Origin of the sequence: Collinsella aerofaciens (genome assembly GCF_015670745.1) — a bacterium.
Lineage (GTDB): Bacteria > Actinomycetota > Coriobacteriia > Coriobacteriales > Coriobacteriaceae > Collinsella > Collinsella aerofaciens_T.
On the sequence record NZ_JADPCH010000003.1, the window covers coordinates 56,129 to 74,432 of the forward strand.

The 18,304-nt window shown below is 56.5% G+C and carries 15 protein-coding genes and 2 tRNA genes; 7 read left to right on the top strand and 10 right to left on the bottom strand.

Annotated features, from left to right (window positions below; translation table 11 throughout):
• Positions 1-109: 109 nt before the first annotated feature.
• The 3 genes from I4W07_RS02015 to I4W07_RS02025 all read left to right on the top strand — a co-directional run bounded on the left by I4W07_RS02015 (position 110) and on the right by I4W07_RS02025 (position 5,151).
• Positions 110-1,990, top strand: a complete 1,881-nt coding sequence (locus I4W07_RS02015) for a glycosyltransferase (RefSeq protein WP_196025452.1) — start codon at positions 110-112, stop codon at positions 1,988-1,990.
• A gap of 99 nt (positions 1,991-2,089) precedes the next feature.
• Positions 2,090-3,277, top strand: a complete 1,188-nt coding sequence (locus tag I4W07_RS02020; protein WP_196025453.1) for a LicD family protein — start codon at positions 2,090-2,092, stop codon at positions 3,275-3,277.
• A gap of 32 nt (positions 3,278-3,309) precedes the next feature.
• Complete coding sequence (locus I4W07_RS02025; protein WP_196025454.1) at positions 3,310-5,151, top strand: glycosyltransferase; 1,842 nt, start codon at positions 3,310-3,312, stop codon at positions 5,149-5,151.
• 31 nt (positions 5,152-5,182) lie between these two features.
• Here I4W07_RS02025 and I4W07_RS02030 read toward each other — a convergent pair whose 3' ends face one another.
• Positions 5,183-6,112 carry a glycosyltransferase family 2 protein gene (locus I4W07_RS02030; protein ID WP_196025455.1) on the bottom strand — a complete coding sequence of 310 codons (930 nt, stop codon included), beginning with the start codon at positions 6,110-6,112 and terminating at the stop codon, positions 5,183-5,185.
• Between the two features lie 161 nt (positions 6,113-6,273).
• Between I4W07_RS02030 and I4W07_RS02035 the strand changes: the two genes are divergently transcribed.
• The 3 genes from I4W07_RS02035 (at position 6,274) to I4W07_RS02045 (ending at position 8,029) form a co-directional block, all read left to right on the top strand.
• Positions 6,274-7,119 carry an ABC transporter permease gene (locus I4W07_RS02035; protein WP_271739730.1) on the top strand — a complete coding sequence of 282 codons (846 nt, stop codon included), beginning with the start codon at positions 6,274-6,276 and terminating at the stop codon, positions 7,117-7,119.
• Between the two features lie 12 nt (positions 7,120-7,131).
• On the top strand, positions 7,132-7,899 hold the full coding sequence (locus tag I4W07_RS02040; protein ID WP_117776189.1) for an ABC transporter ATP-binding protein: 768 nt from the start codon (positions 7,132-7,134) through the stop codon (positions 7,897-7,899).
• Between the two features lie 53 nt (positions 7,900-7,952).
• A tRNA-Arg gene (locus tag I4W07_RS02045) sits at positions 7,953-8,029 on the top strand.
• Positions 8,030-8,184: 155 nt separating this feature from the next.
• Here I4W07_RS02045 and glf read toward each other — a convergent pair.
• The 9 genes from glf to aroF form a co-directional block, all read right to left on the bottom strand.
• The gene (glf, locus tag I4W07_RS02050; protein WP_196025456.1) at positions 8,185-9,309 is read right to left on the bottom strand and encodes a UDP-galactopyranose mutase; all 1,125 of its coding nucleotides are present in this window, start codon (positions 9,307-9,309) and stop codon (positions 8,185-8,187) included.
• A 78-nt stretch (positions 9,310-9,387) separates the two neighbouring features.
• Complete coding sequence (gene aroQ, locus I4W07_RS02055) at positions 9,388-9,825, bottom strand: type II 3-dehydroquinate dehydratase (protein ID WP_196025457.1); 438 nt, start codon at positions 9,823-9,825, stop codon at positions 9,388-9,390.
• Between the two features lie 64 nt (positions 9,826-9,889).
• Positions 9,890-11,140, bottom strand: a complete 1,251-nt coding sequence (locus tag I4W07_RS02060) for a shikimate kinase (RefSeq protein ID WP_196025458.1) — start codon at positions 11,138-11,140, stop codon at positions 9,890-9,892.
• A complete protein-coding gene (gene pheA / locus I4W07_RS02065) occupies positions 11,141-12,286 on the bottom strand; it encodes a prephenate dehydratase (protein WP_196025459.1) in 1,146 nt (381 codons plus the stop codon).
• 169 nt (positions 12,287-12,455) lie between these two features.
• Positions 12,456-13,553: a chorismate synthase gene (gene aroC / locus I4W07_RS02070; RefSeq protein ID WP_196025460.1), complete on the bottom strand. Its 1,098-nt coding sequence runs from the start codon at positions 13,551-13,553 to the stop codon at positions 12,456-12,458.
• Between the two features lies 1 nt (position 13,554).
• Positions 13,555-14,874, bottom strand: coding sequence for a 3-phosphoshikimate 1-carboxyvinyltransferase (gene aroA / locus I4W07_RS02075; RefSeq protein WP_196025461.1), 1,320 nt, complete (start codon positions 14,872-14,874; stop codon positions 13,555-13,557).
• Positions 14,868-15,974, bottom strand: a complete 1,107-nt coding sequence (gene aroB / locus I4W07_RS02080) for a 3-dehydroquinate synthase (RefSeq protein WP_196025462.1) — start codon at positions 15,972-15,974, stop codon at positions 14,868-14,870. Before aroB ends, aroA begins: the two co-directional genes overlap by 7 nt.
• Positions 15,975-16,010: 36 nt before the next feature.
• Positions 16,011-16,925: a prephenate dehydrogenase gene (locus tag I4W07_RS02085; RefSeq protein WP_196025463.1), complete on the bottom strand. Its 915-nt coding sequence runs from the start codon at positions 16,923-16,925 to the stop codon at positions 16,011-16,013.
• Between the two features lie 3 nt (positions 16,926-16,928).
• Positions 16,929-17,951 carry a 3-deoxy-7-phosphoheptulonate synthase gene (gene aroF, locus I4W07_RS02090; RefSeq protein WP_195503099.1) on the bottom strand — a complete coding sequence of 341 codons (1,023 nt, stop codon included), beginning with the start codon at positions 17,949-17,951 and terminating at the stop codon, positions 16,929-16,931.
• 203 nt (positions 17,952-18,154) lie between these two features.
• Here aroF and I4W07_RS02095 point away from each other — a divergent pair.
• Positions 18,155-18,231 (top strand) — tRNA-Arg (locus I4W07_RS02095).
• Positions 18,232-18,304 lie beyond the last annotated feature (73 nt).

Below are 18,304 nucleotides of genomic sequence, written 5' to 3' on the forward strand. Positions count from 1 at the left end.
GCCTTTAGTACATTGTTTGCATTCTTAAAATCAGTGAGAATGCAAACAATGCCATGGGCATTTATGCCATTTTGCCAAGTTGCACCAGGAATTTTTTGGATGGTTTTCAATGCATTTTAAACTTGCAAATTTGATTTTTAACGGATCTGATGCGATGTTGCAGTATCCATTGCTTTGCTATAGGGCAACGGAGGGTCTTGTTATTCCAACTTCGAATGGCGCTATTGAAATCATGAAATCGACCAATGTTGATTTCACAACATATTTTAATGCGCTATCCATTTATAAGTGGCGAAAATACACTACTGCAAAGGCGTTTTATCTTCATATCGAGTATTGCGGCTCCGCCTTAACGCTTCAGCAGACGTATGCAAATAATTATTCTTGGATTCCTTCTACAATTGATGGCTCTGCGGTTAGTTTGCAACGATCCGATGAATGGAGTACGGCTGAAATCGAACTCTCCCTTTGTGAGGGAGAGATTCTGCACGCTTTTAATATCAGTACTGAAGGCCCTGTTAATATTCGGAATGCGTATTATTATTGCGATTGTGAAGAACTGGATATTCATCCAGTTGAGCTAGCGCTTGCAACTACTACGTTTAAAAAAGAAGACTATATTGTCCGTAACGTATCTCTTTTACAAAAGAACATTATTGATTCTGATGAAGAGATTGCTGATCATTTCCACGTACACATTATTGATAATGGCCGTTCGCTGAATAGTGCAAACCTGGATTCATCGCGTGTTACTGTTCATCCAAATCCTAATGTCGGCGGGTCTGGTGGTTTTGCTCGGGGGATGATTGAGTCACTTGAGCAGAATCCTAAAGCGACTCATGTTCTCCTGATGGACGATGATGTCGAGGTTCTTCCCGAGAGTTTTATCCGCACTTTCAACCTGCTCTCTCTTCTCAAAGAAGAATATGCTGAGGCCTTTTTATCGGGTGCCATGATGAGCTTGGAAGAGCCCAATTTGCGTACCGAGGATTTAGGGTTCTTTACTGCTAAGGGAACTTTTTCTCCCCTTAAGCCTGCAGGCTATATGACCTCACTTCATGATGTCGTTGAGACCGAGATATATAAGGCCCCGACTGGCCTTTATGAGGACACTGCCCAACAGTATGCTGGCTGGTGGTATTGCGTTATACCTACCGCAACGATTGAACGTGAGGGGTTGCCCTTGCCCTTATTTGTTCGTTCTGATGATGCTGAGTATGCGCTTCGTTGCAAACCCAAGTTCATGTCCATGAATGGTATTTGCGTTTGGCATAATTCCTTTAAGTTTAAGTATAGTGCTGCCGTGGAGCGTTATCAGGTAAGCCGAAATACGCTAATCAGTCAGGCGACAACTGGCGCTGCGCCTCTCTCTGATTTTCTTTATGAGATTCGTCGTGAAGTTGAGCTCGACTTGAAGAAATTTAATTACGATGAAGCTGCTCTTGCCGTAAAAGGTCTTGAAGATTTTTTGAGAGGTCCGGAGTGGATTTCTCATCCTGTCGCTGAATCCCGTTTTATGGCGGCAAATCGTGAAAGGGAACAATTGATTCCCATCGAGCAGCTCATCCCTCAGGCACAAGAATTGGGTGTCGACTTGACGCAACTGACTTTTGGCAATTTGAGCCTTGGGGGCGACAGGTCTAGGCTGCAGGCATTTAAGGATTATCTGACCATTAATGGCCACCGTTTTGTTAACGACTCCGCTAAACGTAACGGTAGGGTTGCTGTTATTGATGCTGCGGGATGGGTTTATCCCGCAGGTAAAATCAGGGATGTTGACACGCTTATTGTGGTAGATATGCCTAATAAAAAGGGTGCCATTAGACATATGGATAAGAAGCGATTCAAAGAGGTTTGGAGTCGTTTTCGTAAAGCCGAGAAGGAATTCAAGCGAAACAAAGATAAGATTTATACCGAATACGCTTCGTATAGAGATGTCTTTACTTCGATCGATTTCTGGAAACAGTATTTGAAAGAGGCGTCGGAGTAGTCTTCATGTGAGTGGGTTTCAAGGTGGGACCCACTCATTCTTTTGTATCATATGAGTAATTGTGCTTCGTTCATTGTTTGTTGTTGCGAAGGTTAAGCCATGTCCTTGCTTTCTACTATTAAAAAGATCCTCCCTGGCTCATCCCGATCGTTGCATGCTATGCATGAGGATATGGACCGTCGTTTTGACGAGGTTTTCGCCCGTATTGAGCAGGCCGATAACGGTATCAATATGAATATCAATTACAAATTCGATACTCGGCTATTTCCAGAAATTGAATTGCTCAAGCAACGCCAACAAAGTCTGTCAGAACAAATGAGGCTTCGCTTTGAATTGTTAGCGCGACGTGCGTACCCCGATCTCACCCCTTTTGAGCTCCGTTGCAAAATCTTTGATGCATTGCCCGACGCCGAGGGTGATATTCGATTGATGCAGCAGGCAAACGCGGCGTTGATGAGTAAGCTAGACGCGATTTGTGCTGCCAATAATATTCAATACTGGCTTTCTTATGGTTCTCTTGTTGGCACCTTGTCTCGATCGGGTTTTAGTCCTTGGGACGACGATATTGATATCTGCATGCTTAGGTCCGATGTGGATAAGCTCACTGCCGCTTTAAAAGACGACCCTGAATATCAAATCACTCTTGTATATGACTGGTTTGTAAAGTGCCGTCAAGTTCGCTTCTGTTCAACTAATTCGCTTATACCTTGTTTTGTGGACATTTCGATTTACGACCGTGCGGCCGAGAATTCCAAGCGCGCGAACGATCGACTTAGGCAACTCAGAATTGAGCTTATGGATTTCTTTGACAAAAATGAACATGAGTTTAGTTTTTGGAAAGATAATCCTTGGATGTTTCATCCCGACAGTGGTCTTAGCGTGCAGTGCGGGGATGTTGACTTGGAAGCTCAGAGAACAGTTGTTTCTTCTGCGGAGATTGATCTTGTCCAGAGCGTATTCGATTCGTTTAACGAAAAGGCTTATGCACTTGGTTTGTTGACCGATGAGCCTCATGGCGATTTTGCATACGCGATCGATAACGTTTTTGATGCCCCTAAGCGAAAAATAATTTGGGATCGCAACGATATTCTTCCCGTAAGAAAGCATCCGTTTGGCGGTTTCTCTTTTTCGGTTCCTGCGAAAGCGGAAAAGGTCGCTGACGCCTGTTATCCTGGATGGCCTTACATGCCTATGGACATCTGCGGGCATGATCATTTTGCAAAGGATGTTTTGTCTGATCCTGATGTTCGCTCCGCGATGGCAAAGTTTGTCGTCGAATGTAATTAGTAGTTACAACGGCTTTGATTAAGGTATTTGAAATGCAGTTTAAACTTGCGAATGTTGTACTTAAAGTTGAAAAGCATGCAAAGGATTTTCCCGAACTCTACTATCGCGTGCTCTCTGGTGATGCTTCGTATGATGACGACATTCATTCACTTCATATCAATGGAAACGTTGACTTTTTGACGTATGTGAATGGCTTATCTGCTGGCAAATGGCATCAATATGCGTCTGTTGGCGGCGTCGTCTTGCATATGGCTTTATTTGGCAGGGGCCGGGTTGTCGTTCATGGAGTGAGATCTTGCGAACTGAATCCCGTCGAGCTTAAATCTTATCCTTTTGATGGCGATAAAGTTGATCCTTGCGTTCTCGATATCGATATCGATACAACCGGCTACGACTTGATCGGTTTTAGGATTGAGAGTGATGAGAGCTATTCCGTAGACCTCTTGAACGCCTCTTATCTGACTGATGTTCCTGAGGACTCAATTAACCAGATCAATCTTGCTCTTTCTACTACTACATTTAAGAATGAGCAGTACATTCTTCCGAATATTGAACTCGTTAAAGCAGGCATCTCCAAAGAGGACGGTCCGATTCGCGACCACTTCCACATGTTTGTCGTCGACAATGGCCAGACGCTCGATTCTGCATTACTTTCCGATGAGCTAGTCACTGTTCTCCCGAATCCCAACACGGGGGGTTCGGGAGGTTTTGCGCGCGGAATGATGGCGGCCACTGAAATTCCTGATCAGTTCACCCATATCATCTTGATGGATGACGATGTCTCTATCATGCCCGAGAGTTTGATTCGTACGTACAATCTCCTCTCTCTCGCTAAGGGCAAATATAAGGATGCCTTTATTAACGGCGCCATGCTCTCAATGGAGGACCCTACTCGTCAGTTTGAGGATGTCTCGTATGTGGCGACTACCGGTGCTTATCGTCGCGTAAAAGATGATCTGAATGTCGGCAAGCTGGCTGACATCCTCGAAAATGAACGCACAAATGTTGAAGTTGATCAGGCCTATGGAGCTTGGTGGTATAGCTGTATTCCGGTGAAAGCTATCGAAAAGAACGGCCTTCCCATGCCTTTCTTTATCCGCTGCGACGACGTTGAGTTTGGCATACGCAATAAGCCTGTCTATATGACCATGAATTGTATTTGCGTGTGGCATGCAAGCTTTGAGGGCCGTTTCCGCGCTTCGGTAGATTGTTACCAGTACTTCCGGAACTTCTTTGCCATGATTGCTCTCGATGATTGTGCTGATGAGAAGATGTTTGTCCTTCGTATTCAGCGAGGGGTACGTCAGAACTTGCGCGATATGGATTATCAGGCTGCTGAGTTTATCCTTGACGGCTTTGAGGACTATCTGCGCGGCCCTGAGTATCTCCAGAAGCTTGATGGCGCCGCGACGATGATCGGCAAGGGTAAGTTAAACGAAAAGCTGATTCCTGTTTCCGAAATGGATCCAGAGCTTCTTCGCAAGGCTGGGGTTACGGAACAAGTGCTCGCTAATGTTAATCTGGAATTCCATCCTTCGAAATTAATGAAGTACTGGAGATCTATTCCTTACGACAAGCACTATCTTCCCGATGCACTGTTGCGCGGAAAGTCCGGCTATGTGGTCAAGAACGGCAGCTGTACGCTTGAGGGCAACTCGACGCGTTGCATGACGTTGGTCTTTCTGGATCCGACTCGCGAGAAGGGGTCGGTCCGTACGATGGATCGGGCGCGGTTCAAGAGTATTCGCCGCCGAGAGCACGAACTGATGACGCGATATCGTAAAGAAGGCAAGAGCGTCAGGGGGGCGTGGAAAGATGCCATGCCGTACATGACTTCGCGAGAGTTCTGGGAACAGTATTTAGGTCTGAAATAAGAAGAGGTCCGGATTAAGTCCGGACCTCTTCTTATTTTGAATAGGTTTTATAGGCTTGTAGCTCCCATTGTTTTCTTTCGACCTTCGCAACCGAGTCGAGGATTAGTCCCGTTGCTAGGCTCAACCCACACAGGAACATGAATGAGGCCGCAAGTATGGCCGTGGGGAAGCGGGGGACTAAGCCGGTTTGGAAGTACTCCGCAACAATTGGAATTCCGAGGGCAAGGCCTATGATGGCGAAGATGAGCGCTATAAGGGTAAAGAACTTGAGCGGACGATAGTCTTTAAAGAGCGTTCCAATCATTGCGATGACCTTGATGCCGTCGCTAACGGTGTTGAGCTTGGACTCGGAGCCTGCGGGCCGATCGCGATACTCCACCGGCACGTCTTTAATTCGCCAGCGGTGATCGACAGCGTGGATGGAGAGCTCGGTCTCAATCTGGAAGCCCTCGCTCAAAACGGGGAAGGTCTTGACGAAGGGTCTGCTCATGGCTCGGTAGCCGGTCATCACGTCGTCAAAGCTGTAGCCGTAAATCCACTTGATCATGGCGCGAACAAGATTGTTGCCAAAGCCGTGGAAGGCCCTCTTGTTCTCTTCGGCATAGGTGCCGTTTGACAGGCGATCGCCAACGGTCATATCGGCTTCGCCGTTAAGGATGGGCTCGCAAAGCGCCTTTGCCGCCTCGGCGGGGTAAGTGTCGTCTCCATCAACCATTAGATAGCATTCGGCGTCGACATCACGGAACATTTGGCGGCACACGTTGCCTTTGCCCTGTCTGGGCTCGTGGCGCACCGTGGCACCGTGCTGCTTGGCGATTTGCGAAGTGCCATCAGACGAGTTGTTGTCATATACAAAGACGGTTGCACCGGGTAACTCTCGATGAAAATCGTCGACAACTTTGCCAATCGTCAGCGCTTCGTTGTAGCAGGGGATTATGACGGCGGTATTCGAATAGTCCATGTAGGACCTCCTTTAATGAATCAACGGGTCGAAAGTATACCTATCGTCTGCCCCTTTGATTAGATATGGGTTAGTTCTCCAGATTTGTTGCGGTGAGTTATCGTCAACGTGGGAGGGCTATACTTTCCACTGTTATGTTTTACGAGACAAGGAGATGGTCCGTGGCTGACAACGTAGAGAGTCAGAAAGCGGTGGCTAAACCGGCCTCTCACGCTAAAAATGATTTTGAAAAGGACAAGTTCATTCTTAAGCAGCTTGTCACCAAAGATTTTAAGATTAAATATCGTCGCAGTGTTCTGGGTGTGGCATGGTCCGTGCTTAACCCGCTGCTGATGATGATTGTTATGTCGATCGTGTTTTCGACAATCTTCGCGCAAGGTCGCAATGGTTCTATTACGCCCGAAATGTATCCGCTTTACTTGATCGTCGGTAACGTGACGTTCTCTGTCATGTCCGAGTCGACGAACCAAGCGCTTATGTCCATCATTTGGGCTTCCTCTCTGCTTAAGAAGGTTAAGGTGCACCGTTGGGTCTTTCCGGTGCAGAAGGTGCTGTTCTCGCTCGTTAACTTCGCCTTCTCTTTGGTTGCCGTCGCCTTGGTTATGCTTTGGTTCCACGTGCTTCCCACCTGGCATTTAATTCTGCTGCCGGTTTGCTTGCTCCTGCTCATGTGTTTCTGCATGGGCTTGGGCATGATGCTGTCTGCGCTGGCGGTTTTTTTCCGCGATGTTATGCACCTGTGGACCGTTGTTATCACGGCCTGGATGTATCTGACGCCGATTTTCTGGACAACCGACTTCATTAGCAAAATGGCACATTGGATCCAGGTTCTTGTGGTTGTGAATCCCATGTACAACTACCTCCAGTTTATGCGTGATATCTTCCTGTTTAATACCGTGCCTTCTGCGCTTACCTTTGGGCTGTGTGTTGTTTGGGCTATTCTTGCTCTTGCTATTGGTTACGCCGTCTTTCACAAGACCGAGCACAAGTTTATCCTCTACATCTAAGGAGTGCTGCTCATGACTGAATCTGCTATTGATTACAGCAAGCAGCCCCTTGCTGTTGAGGTCAAAGACGTCACCATGATCTTTAACATGGCGTCCGAGTCGCTTACGAACCTCAAAGAGTATTTTATTAAGCTCGCGAAGCATGAGCTGTTCTTTGAGGAATTCCGTGCGCTTAAGCACATTTCATTTGATGTGCATCGTGGCGAGGTCGTTGGCCTTGTTGGTACTAACGGTTCCGGCAAGTCTACGATGCTCAAGATCATCGCTGGCGTTTTGGAGCCCAGCGAAGGTGAGGTTAAGGTTCACGGCAATATTGCGCCGCTGATTGAGCTTGGTGCTGGCTTTGACCCGGAGCTTACGGCTCGTGAGAACATCTATCTGAACGGTGCGCTGCTTGGCTATACCAAGGAGTTTATCGACGCTAGTTTTGACGAGATTATTGAGTTCGCCGAGCTTAAAGACTTCGTTGACATGCCCTTGAAGAACTTCTCGTCGGGTATGGTCGCGCGTATCGCCTTTGCTATCGCTACGATTACCGAGCCCGATATTCTCATCGTCGATGAGACGCTTTCTGTTGGCGATGTCTTTTTCCAGCAGAAATGCGAGCGCCGTATTCAGCACTTTATTGAGAGTGGCGACGTCACGGTCTTGTTCGTTTCTCACTCCATGGAGCAGGTTGAGCGTATTTGCCAGCGTGCTGTGTGGATCGAGAAGGGTGATCTGCGCATGGATGGTCCCGTGGACGAGGTCTGCAAGGCGTACCACGACCAGTTCAAGTAGGTTATAATTTATTGGCCGTGTGAACTTGTACCCGCTTGGACGCCCGGCTTTATGCTCCATTAGCTCAGTTGGATAGAGCAGGGGACTTCTAATCCCAAGGTCGACGGTTCGAATCCGCCATGGAGCACCAGAGAGTTTTTGAAGACCCGGTATAATGCCGGGTCTTTGCTTTTTAGGACGCGTGCGCGTGCAGTGCTCCCTCAACAATAAGTCCGGTGTAGCATCGCTGCACCGGGCTTATTGCTTCTTGCGAATTTGGTTGTCGGTCTCGAGTCGTTGAGCTCCCTACGCCTCTGTCGGCTCCACGCCCAGCTCGTTGCGGACGAGCTCGAAGGCGGCGGCGATGGCCTTGTCCATGTCGTAGTACTTGTAGCCGCCCAGGCGACCGGCGAAGACCACGTCGCCCTCCTGCGCCGCCAGCTCCTCGTACTGCTTGTAGAGGGCCTCGTTCTTGGCGTCGTTGATGGGGTAGTAGGGCTCGTCGCCGGGCTTCCAATCCGCCGGGTACTCGCGCGTGATGACGGTCTTGTCCTGCGTGCCGAACTCGAAGTGCTTGTGCTCGATGATACGCGTAAAGGGAATCTCGCGCTCGGTGTAGTTGACCACGGCCACGCCCTGGTGGTCGGCCTCGTCGAGCGTCTCAGTCTCGAAGCGCAGGCTGCGGTACTCGAGCGTGCCCAGCTTGAAGTCGTAGAACGCGTCGATGGGGCCGCAGTAGATCGTCTTGGCGGCGATATCAGGCTCGGCGGCGATGAGCTCCTTGTACTCCACGCCGCAGCGCACCTCGACGCCCTCGAGCATGTTGGCGACCATCTTGGTGTAGCCGCCCATGGGGATGCCCTGGTAGCGGTCGTTGAAGTAGTTGTTATCGTAGGTGAAGCGGCAGGGGAGGCGCTTGATTATGCTCGCGGGCAGGTCGCGGCAGTCGCGGCCCCACTGCTTCTCGGTGTAGCCCTTCACGAGCGTCTCGAAGATGTCGCGGCCGACGAGCGACAGCGCCTGCTCCTCGAGGTTTGCCGGCTCTCCGATGCTCTCGGCGGCAACCTGCTCGGCGATCTTTGCCTTGGCGTCCGCCGGCGTGACGACGCCCGGCCACATCTTGGCGAAGGTGTTCATGTTGAAGGGCATGTTGTACATGTTGCCGTGGAAGTTGGCGACCGGCGAGTTGACGTAGTTGTTGAACTCGGCGAAGCGGTTGACGTAGTCCCAGACGTCCTTCATGGAGGTGTGGAAGATATGCGCACCGTAGCGGTGGACCTGGATGCCCTCGACTTCCTCGGTATAGATGTTGCCGGCGATGTGATCGCGGCGATCGATGACTAGGACCGACTTGCCGGCGCGCTTGGCGGCATTGGCAAAGACGGCGCCCGAAAGGCCGGCACCGACGACAAGGTAATCGTACTGGGACATGGATATGCTCCTTTGTATGTCAATTGGACAGCTACTTAAGCTTTGGGACAAACAAACCTGATTATTTAGTCCCATGGATTAGTGTAGCAGATACTCTTTCAGCAGCTCCAGCGCGCGAGCGTAGCCCTGCAGGCCCTCGCCGATGATGGTGGCGAAGCAGGCCAGGCGGGCGTAGCTCACCTGGCGGAAGTCCTCGCGTGTTTCGACGGCGCTAATGTGGACCTCCACAGCCGGGATGGCGACGGCTTTGAGCGCGTCCAGAATCGCCACGCTCGTGTGCGTATAGGCAGCCGGGTTGATGACGATGCCGTCGACCTTGCCGTAGGCCTCCTGGATCTTGTCGACGATGCTGCCCTCGTGGTTAGACTGGAAAACCTCGACCTCGTCGAAGCCCTGTGCGGCGCCCGCTTCCTGGCAGATCTGCACTAAGCGGTCGTAGTTGTCGTTGCCATAGATGCCCGGCTCGCGAATGCCGAGCATGTTGAGGTTGGGGCCGTTGATGACGAGTGCTTTCATGGTTGCTTCCTTTGCGGTTGAAAAACCACCACAAAGATGCCTGTCCCCTTTGTGGTGGTTTTGGTTAGAGAGCGGGTGGGAGGGTCTCGAGGACGGCGCGGGCGGTGTTGGCGGCGCAGTCACGCGAGTCGATGATGCAGCCGGCCCAGGCGCAGTAGCGCGGCATGCGCTGCTCGGCGAGCTTGTCGATGCCATCGCGGGCGGTGATGGGGCGGCCCTTGTGGGCGAGTTCGTCGAGCTTGCGGTTGAGCATCACAATCTGGCTGTTCTGGTGCAGCAGCGGATAGTTCTCGTCACGCGTGACCACGCCGCCGCCGGTGGAGAGCACCAGGCCGCTGCGCTTGGAGATGTCGGACAGCGCCGCCGTCTCCTGCTCGCGGAAGGCCGCCTCGCCGCGCTCGACGATAAAGTCGGCACAGGGCATGCCGAGGCGTTCCTCGAGGGCGCGGTCCAGGTCGATGTGCTCGCGACCCGTGAGCAGGGCAATCTGCTCACCCACGCGGGTCTTGCCCGAGCCCGGCATGCCGATCAGCGCGATGTTCTGCTCGCGGCGTGACAAACGCTCCGCTACATCCAAGATGCGCTCGCGCGGGGTGACCTGGCCGGTATAGCGCTCGACGGCCTGTGCCGCTTGGGCCACGAGCATTAGCAGGCCGCCGATGCAGGGGATGCCGCGGCGCTCGGCCTCGAGCATGAGTCCCGTGCGGGCGGGGTTGTAGACAATGTCGATAACGCCTTCGAGCGCATCGAGCCCTTCGAGCGTGCAAGGCGCGTCGGGGCAATGGGGGAACATGCCGGCGGGCGTGCAGTTGACGAGTAGGGCGGCGTCGAACTGCTGCGCGATGTTGCCGTAGTTGACCTCGCTCGTGCGGCCCACGGGCACCACGGTGGCGCCAAGGTCGCCGAGCACCATGCTTGCCGTGGTGCCGGCACCACCGGTAGCGCCAAGCACGAGGACCTTCTTGCCGGTAACCTCAACCCCCAGCTCCTCGACCAGGCACTGAAAACCAAAGTAGTCGGTGTTGTCGCCGCGCAGGCGCCCGTCGGGCAGGCGCGTGATGGTGTTGACGTTGCCCATGCGCTCGGCGAGCGGGCTCAGCTCGTCCAGGTAGTTCATGACGGCGCGTTTGTAGGGGATGGTCACGTTGGTGCCTTCCCACTCGTTGCCGGTCATAAAGGCCGCGAGGTCCTCGGGCTCGCGCTCAAATCGCACGTACTCGAGCCCAGCGAGCTCTTTGTAGATGGTCGGGGTGTAGCTGTGGCCCAGCACGCGGCCCAGTACGCCGTAGGGGCGGGTTGCGGCGGTATCGGTCATCTAGAGCACCTCCGTGTAGCTGCCAAAGTAGGTGAAGCTCTCACACACGTCGTCGATCGAATCGAGCAGGTCGTCGAGGGCCTTGCTGCCAAAGGGACAGTCCAGGTCAAAGTAGAACATAAACTCAAAGTCGCGACCGGGGATGGGGCGGCTCTCGAGCTTGATGAGGTTGATGTTGAGTGCGTAGAAGCGCTCGAGCACGCGATAGAGGGCGCCCGGCTCGTTGGCCGTGGTGATCATGAGCGAGGTACGGTTGGCACCGGGATAGACGCGTGGCTCGCGGCTGATGACGACAAAGCGCGTGTAGTTGTTGTCCGAGTCCTGGATGTTGGACTCCAGCACCTCCAGGCCATAGAGTGCCGCGCAGCTGCGCGATGCGATGGCGGCAACATCGGTGCGGTCGGAATTGGCGACCATCTCGGCCGACATGGCGGTGTTGGGGTACTTGGTGGCGTGCAGGTCGTGGGACTCGATAAAGCCCGCACACTGGGCAATGGCTTGGCCGTGGCTGTAGACCTCGCGCACGTCGGCGAGCTTGGTGCCGGGCTTGACGAGCATGTTGTGGTCGATCTTGAGGCGAAGCGAGCGCACGATGTGGAAGTCGAACTGGGCGAGCAGGTCGTAGACGGCGTTGACCGAGCCGGCGGTGGAGTTCTCGATGGGCAGCACGCCAAACTCGCAGAAGCCGTCGCGCACAGCGCGCATAACGCCTTCGAAGGTCTCGAAAAACGCGATGTCGGGCACGTCGAAGAGTTTGCACGCGGCGATCTGGCTATAGGCACCTTCCACGCCCTGGCAGGCGACGGTTGCCGTCTGAGGGAAGGGCGTGTCAAAGGCTGCAGCCGTGGCGTGGGCCTTTTGCGAGACGGTGATGCCCTTGAGCTCGTTGATGTAGCGCTGCTGCTCGGCCTTGCTCATGCTCATAAGGAGGCGGAACAGGGTGATGGTCTGCGCCTCGTAGCGCTCGGGCGCGCGGCTGGCGAGGTTGTTGAGTTTTGAGCGCTCGCGGGCGGGGTCAAAGACGGCCTTGCCCATCTCGATCTTGGATTTGGCGACTTCGGTGGCAATATCCATGCGCTCGACAAAGCTGTTGAGCAGCGTGGTGTCGATGCCATCGATGGCCTGGCGGATGTCAGCAAGGTCCATAGGGACCCCTTTCGTGAATGGTTGCCTGGGGTAGTTAATTTGGGACGGGGCTTTTTTAGCTACCCTTTGACTGTCGACGAATCGATGGGTGCCAGGGCAAATATTAACTGGCATATGGGGGTAGCTAAAATAGCCCCGTCCCAAATTAACTACCCTTGGGGTGGGTGGACTAAAGCTGTCCGGCGTCCTCTAGGAGGGCGTCCCAAATCGCGAGGGCAGCTGCTGCTTCGGCTACGGGGACGGCTCGGGTGACGATACAGGGATCGTGACGGCCGTGGACCGAGAGCCCGGCATTTTCCATGGCGTCCATGTCCACGGTCTGCTGCTCGCGGCCAATGGAGGGCGTCGGCTTTACGGCCATACGCCACATGACGGGCGCGCCGGTCGAAATACCGCCCAGGATGCCGCCGGCGTTGTTGGATTCGACCTCGATCTTTCCGGTCTCGGCGTCGATGCGATACGGATCGTTGTTCTCGCTGCCGCGCATGGCGGCCACGGCAAAACCCATGCCAAACTCCACGCCCTTTACGGCGGGAATGCCAAACGCGATTTGCGCGATGCGGTTCTCGATACCGTCGAACATGGGGTCGCCGATGCCCGCGGGAAGCCCGTAAATGCCGCACTCCACGATGCCGCCGATGCTGTCGAGTTCGTCGCGCGCGGCTAGGATCTCCTCGCGCATGCGGCCGGCTGCGGCGGCGTCAATGCACGGCAGATCGTTCGTAAGGATCGCCTTGCGGTCGGCCTCGCGATAGACCATATCGTCCATCGGCAGGTCGGAGATGCCGCCGATCTGCGCGACGTGCGCCATGACCTGAATGCCGCGGGCCTCGAGTGCCTGCAGCGCAATGCCGCCGGCGATGCACAGGGGTGCCGTTAGGCGGCCGGAGAAATGCCCGCCACCAGCGACATCGTGCATGTTGTGATACTTCACACGCGCCGGGTAATCGGCATGTCCCGGACGGGGCTTGCGGCGCAGCTCGGAGTAATCCTTGGAGCGCGTGTTGGTGTTCTCGATAATCGCGGCAATGGGCGCGCCGGTGGTATGTCCATCGACAACACCGGCGATGATGTGGGCGGCGTCGGCCTCGCGGCGTTTGGTCGCGGTCTCGTCGCGGCCGGGGGCGCGACGGTCGAGGAAGGCCTGCAGCTTCTCCTGGTCCACAGCGATGCCCGCCGGGATGCCATCGAGCGAGCAGCCGATAGCGGGGGAGTGCGATTGGCCGAAGATGCTTAAGTGCAATACGTTGCCAAAGGTCGAGGACATGCTATTCCTCCTCGAGTGTGACCTTGCCGCCCAACAGGCGGTAGTGGTCGAAGAAATCGGGATAGGACTTGTTGACGGCCTCGGCGCCGTGGATCACGACCTCGCCGGTGGCACGGCTCGCAGCGATGGCGGCCATCATGGCGATGCGGTGGTCGTTGTGCGAATCGACCTCGCCGCCGGTGAAGGCATCGACACCCTTGATGATGAGGTCGTCACCGGCGATGCGCACCTGTGCGCCCAGCGCGGTGAGCTCGCGGGTGGTGGTGACCAGACGGTCAGATTCCTTGATGCGCAGGCGCGCACAGTCACGGATGAACGTGCGGCCCTGAGCCAGCGAGGCCACGGCCGAGATAACGGGTACCAGGTCGGGAATGTCGTGGGCGCTCATCTCAAAGCCGGCGAGCTTGTCGGACTGCACGGTGGCGGCGTTGGTGGAGCGCACGATGCGGGCGCCAAAGCGCGAAAGCGCGGCAAGCACGTTGCGGTCGCCCTGCGCGGAGCTCAGCGACACGCCCTCCACGGTGATGGGGTCGGTGCCGATGGCGCCAGCGCACAACCAAAAGGCGGCGTTGGACCAGTCGCCCTCGACGGCCACGCTGCCGGGCGTGCGGTACGAGCCACTGCTCACGCGGAAGTTCGTGACCTCGGGCTGACCGTCCTTGGCGGGAATGCGCTCGACGTTGACCTCAACGCCAAAGGCCTTCATGGCCTGGATCGATAGGTTGATGTAGGGGCGGCTCTCAATGAGGCCGGTCACCTGCACACATGAGGGCTGGGCGAGCAACGGGGCCGCCAGCAGCAGGCCCGAGATATACTGCGAGCTCACGTTGCCCGGCAGCACAAAGGTGCCCGGGCGCATGCGGCCGCTTGTCTTGAGCGGAAAACCGCCCAGACCCTGCAGGTCGCAGCCGGCGGCGATGATCTCGTCCGAGAGCGGGGACAGCGGGCGGGCGCCCAAGCGTCCCTGACCCACAAAAGTTGCTTCTGCGCCCAGCGCGCAGGCGACGGGCAACATAAAGCGGAGCGTGGAGCCGCTTTCGCCGCAGTCAAGCGTTCCGCCGGCAAGTGCCTTGAGCAGGCCAAACTCAATGCTCTTCATAGTGGGGTGGACCTGGAAGCCGTCCTCGACGGTCTCGATGCGAGCACCCAGGGCCGTAAGGCAGCGCACCGTGGCCTCGATGTCGGCGCAGGTGGTGTTGCAGGTGACGCGCGTCTCGCCGTTGGCAAGCGCAGCGCAGATGATGAGGCGATGCGCCATCGACTTGGACGCGATCGCGGGAACGGTGCCCTTGAGCGGGGAGGGGGTGATGCGGGCTAGCATGCGGATGCGTCTCCCTTCTGGCCGAGGCCCTCGGCAATGAGTTCGTGGAAAGTGGAAAGCGGCGTGCGGTCGATGCAGCAGCGGCCAATGCCGTGCGGAATCACCAGGTCGATGGTGTCGCCCGCGCGCTTCTTGTCGTGGAGCGCCTCGGCAAAGACGGCATCGGCATCTAGGTCGCAGCGGGTCTTGAGGCCATGGCGGGCGCAGAGCTCCTCAATACGACCGGGCAGTGCAGCATCGCAAACGCCGTGCAGGGCCGCGGCGCGCGTGATAATGCCCATGCCGATCGACACGCAGTTGCCGTGTCCGAGCTCAAAGTGCTCGCAAGCCTCGACGGCGTGTCCGGCGCTGTGTCCAAAGTTGAGGAGCTTGCGCTGGTTGGTTTCGCGCTCGTCGGCGACGACCACGGCGCGCTTGATGTCGATATTGCGGGCGATGATGAGTGCTACGCGGGCCACATCGCGGTTGAGCAGCTCCAGCGTGAGCGGGGTCTTCTCCAGCTCGGCGAAAAGCTCCGGGTCGGCGATCACGGCGTGCTTGACGACCTCGCCGCAGCCGTCGGCGAACTGCTCGGGCGTGAGGGTGGCCAGGCACCCCACGTCGGCGATAACCACGCTCGGCTGCCAAAAGGCGCCGGCCAAGTTCTTGCCGGCAGCCAGGTCGATGGCGGTCTTGCCGCCCACCGACGAATCCACCATGGCGAGCAGGCTCGTCGGGATCTGCACAAACTTGCAGCCGCGCATGTAGGTCGCGGCCACAAAGCCCGCCACATCGCCCACGACGCCGCCCCCGAGTGCCACGATCACGTCGGAGCGCGAAAGCTCGTGCTCGGCCACAAACTCCAAAATGGCAACATAGGTTTCGGCGCGCTTATGGGCCTCGCCGGCCTCGAAGGTGCAGATGCTCACCTCGTAGCCTGATGCCTCCAGGCTCTGCTTAACGGGCATCTGGTAGAGCGGGCCTACGTTGGTGTCCGTCACGATGACGGCCTTGGTGCCGCCGGCAGTGGCGCGCACGAGCGGTCCCGCCTGCTCCAGCAAAAACGTGCCAACATGCACCTGGTAGGGGCGTGCGGTGTCGATATCGATGGTAATCGCCATAAGCTTCGGTCCTTTCGACCTGGCGTGATAGGTGGTCTAGTGGGAGGCCTCGTCGTCGAGTGCGCGCTTAATGCGGTCGCCCTCGGCAAGGAGATTCTCCAGATAGCGCTGGTCGCGGTTCTTGAGCGCACGGCTGTAGGCGCCAAGCGACTCGATCAGATGGTCGATCTCGAAGGCGAGCGCGTCGGCGTCGTCGATCATGAGCTCGGACCACATTTGCGGGTTGAGGTGCGCCACGCGGGTGAGATCGCGGTAGCTACCGGCCGAAAAGCCGTGGTGGACCTGGGCGGTGGGGCTTTTGACGTAGGCGTTGGATACCACGTGCGCAAGCTGGCTCGTGAAGGCGATGACGCGGTCGTGCTCGGCGGCGCTGGTCACGCTGAACTTGCCAAACCCTAAGGGACGCACCATCTCGCGCACCTGGCCCAAGAGCTCCAGCTTAAGGGCATCGTCTACCGCGGGCGGAACGAGCACGAGCGGTGCGTCCTGGAACAGGTCGGCGCGGGAGTGCGCATAGCCCGAGTACTGCATGCCCGCCATGGGGTGCGCGCCCACAAAGTAAAAGCCGTGCTCGCGGGCAAGCTCAAAGGCGCGCTCGCACACGATGCCCTTGACGCCCACCGTGTCGATCACCACGGGGCCCATGATGGCCTCGGTGTCGGTGGCGTCGGCGAGCGCCTGGGCGTGCGCCTCGAGCCACTCGATGCATGCCTCGGGATAGCAGGCAAGGACGATGATGTCGCATTCGCCGAGTGTCTTGTCGTTGAGCTCTCCGGCGACAGTGCCCATGCTGGCAGCCGTCATGACATCGTCATCGGGGTCCCAGGCCAGCACTCGGACGCCCGCCTGCGCATAGCCGCGGGCAAAACTGCCGCCGATGAGGCCAAGGCCGACGATGCCGGCACACTTGGGGCCGCCCTGGTTAACGCGCGCGTTTCTCGCCGTACCCATGGGCTACTCCATGGTCTCTTGGCAGACAACCTCGCGGATGGCTCGGATGCGGCGCATGGTGTCGTCGAACTGATCGGGGGTGAGGGCCTGGGCGCCGTCGGACCAGGCGCGGCTCGGCTCGTCGTGGACCTCGATCTCCAGGCCGTTGGCACCACAGGCGGTCGCGGCGAGCGCCATGGGCTCAACGTAGCGGGTGTAGCCGGTGGCGTGGCTGGGGTCGGCGACGACGGGCAGGTGCGACAGGTGGTGCAGCACCGGCACGGCGTTGAGGTCGAAGGTATTGCGGGTGCGGGTCTCGAAGGTGCGGATGCCGCGCTCGCACAGGATGACGTTGTCGTTGCCCTCGCTCATGATGTACTCGGCGGCCATGAGCAGCTCATCGATCGTGCCGGACATGCCGCGCTTAAGCAAGACCGGAGTCTTGGTCTTGCCGACCTCTTTGAGCAGAGGGAAGTTCTGGGCGTTGCGGGCGCCGATCTGCATGACGTCGATCTTCTTGTCCAGGAAGACCTGCACGTCGCGTGGGTCCATGATCTCGGTGACGATCGGCATGTCGAGCTCGGCAGACGCCTCGCACAGCAGGTCGAGGCCGGCAGGGCCCATGCCCTGGTAGGCGTAGGGGGAGGTGCGGGGCTTGTAGGCACCGCCGCGCAGCATCGTGGCGCCGGCGGCCTTTACGCGACGTGCGATGCGGATGAGGTTCTCGCCCTCGACGGAGCAGGGACCGGCGATGACCTGGAACTGGTCGCCGCCGATCTTGACGCCGTGGCCGCAGTCGATGACGGAGTCCTCGGGGTGGAACTTGCGGTTGGCGCGCTTGAACGGCTCGGAGACGCGCTGCACACGCTCGACGACATCCATGGACTCGAGCAGGAACGGGTCGATCTTGGTCGTATCGCCCACCAGGCCGATGATCGTCTCGTTCTCGCCGCGCGAGACATCGGTCTTCAGGCCCTTTTTCTCAATCCAGCTGACGATATGGCCGACGGCCTCGTCGCTGGCGCTCTGCTTTAAAATTGCAATCATGGTGTGCCTCTCACCTCGATGGATAATCCTTGCAAAAACGGCCCGCATCGCGAGCCGTGTATATATGGTGCATGAGAGTTTATACTATCTGACTCGCTTTTGCCTTCTAAAGCGGGCCGTTGCGCCGCGTCTCCCACGTAATTGCAAAGCTTTTTCTTTTATTTTGATAGCCCGTGGTGCACTTGGGTATAATGCCAAACGTTGCCCTATTAGCTCAGGGGATTAGAGCGTCTGCCTCCGGAGCAGAAGGCCGTTGGTTCGAATCCAACATGGGGCACCATCGAACGTAAGACCGTCCGAACCTCGCATGGTCCGGGCGGTTTTCTTATACCGACGCGACGTGATGGGACGTG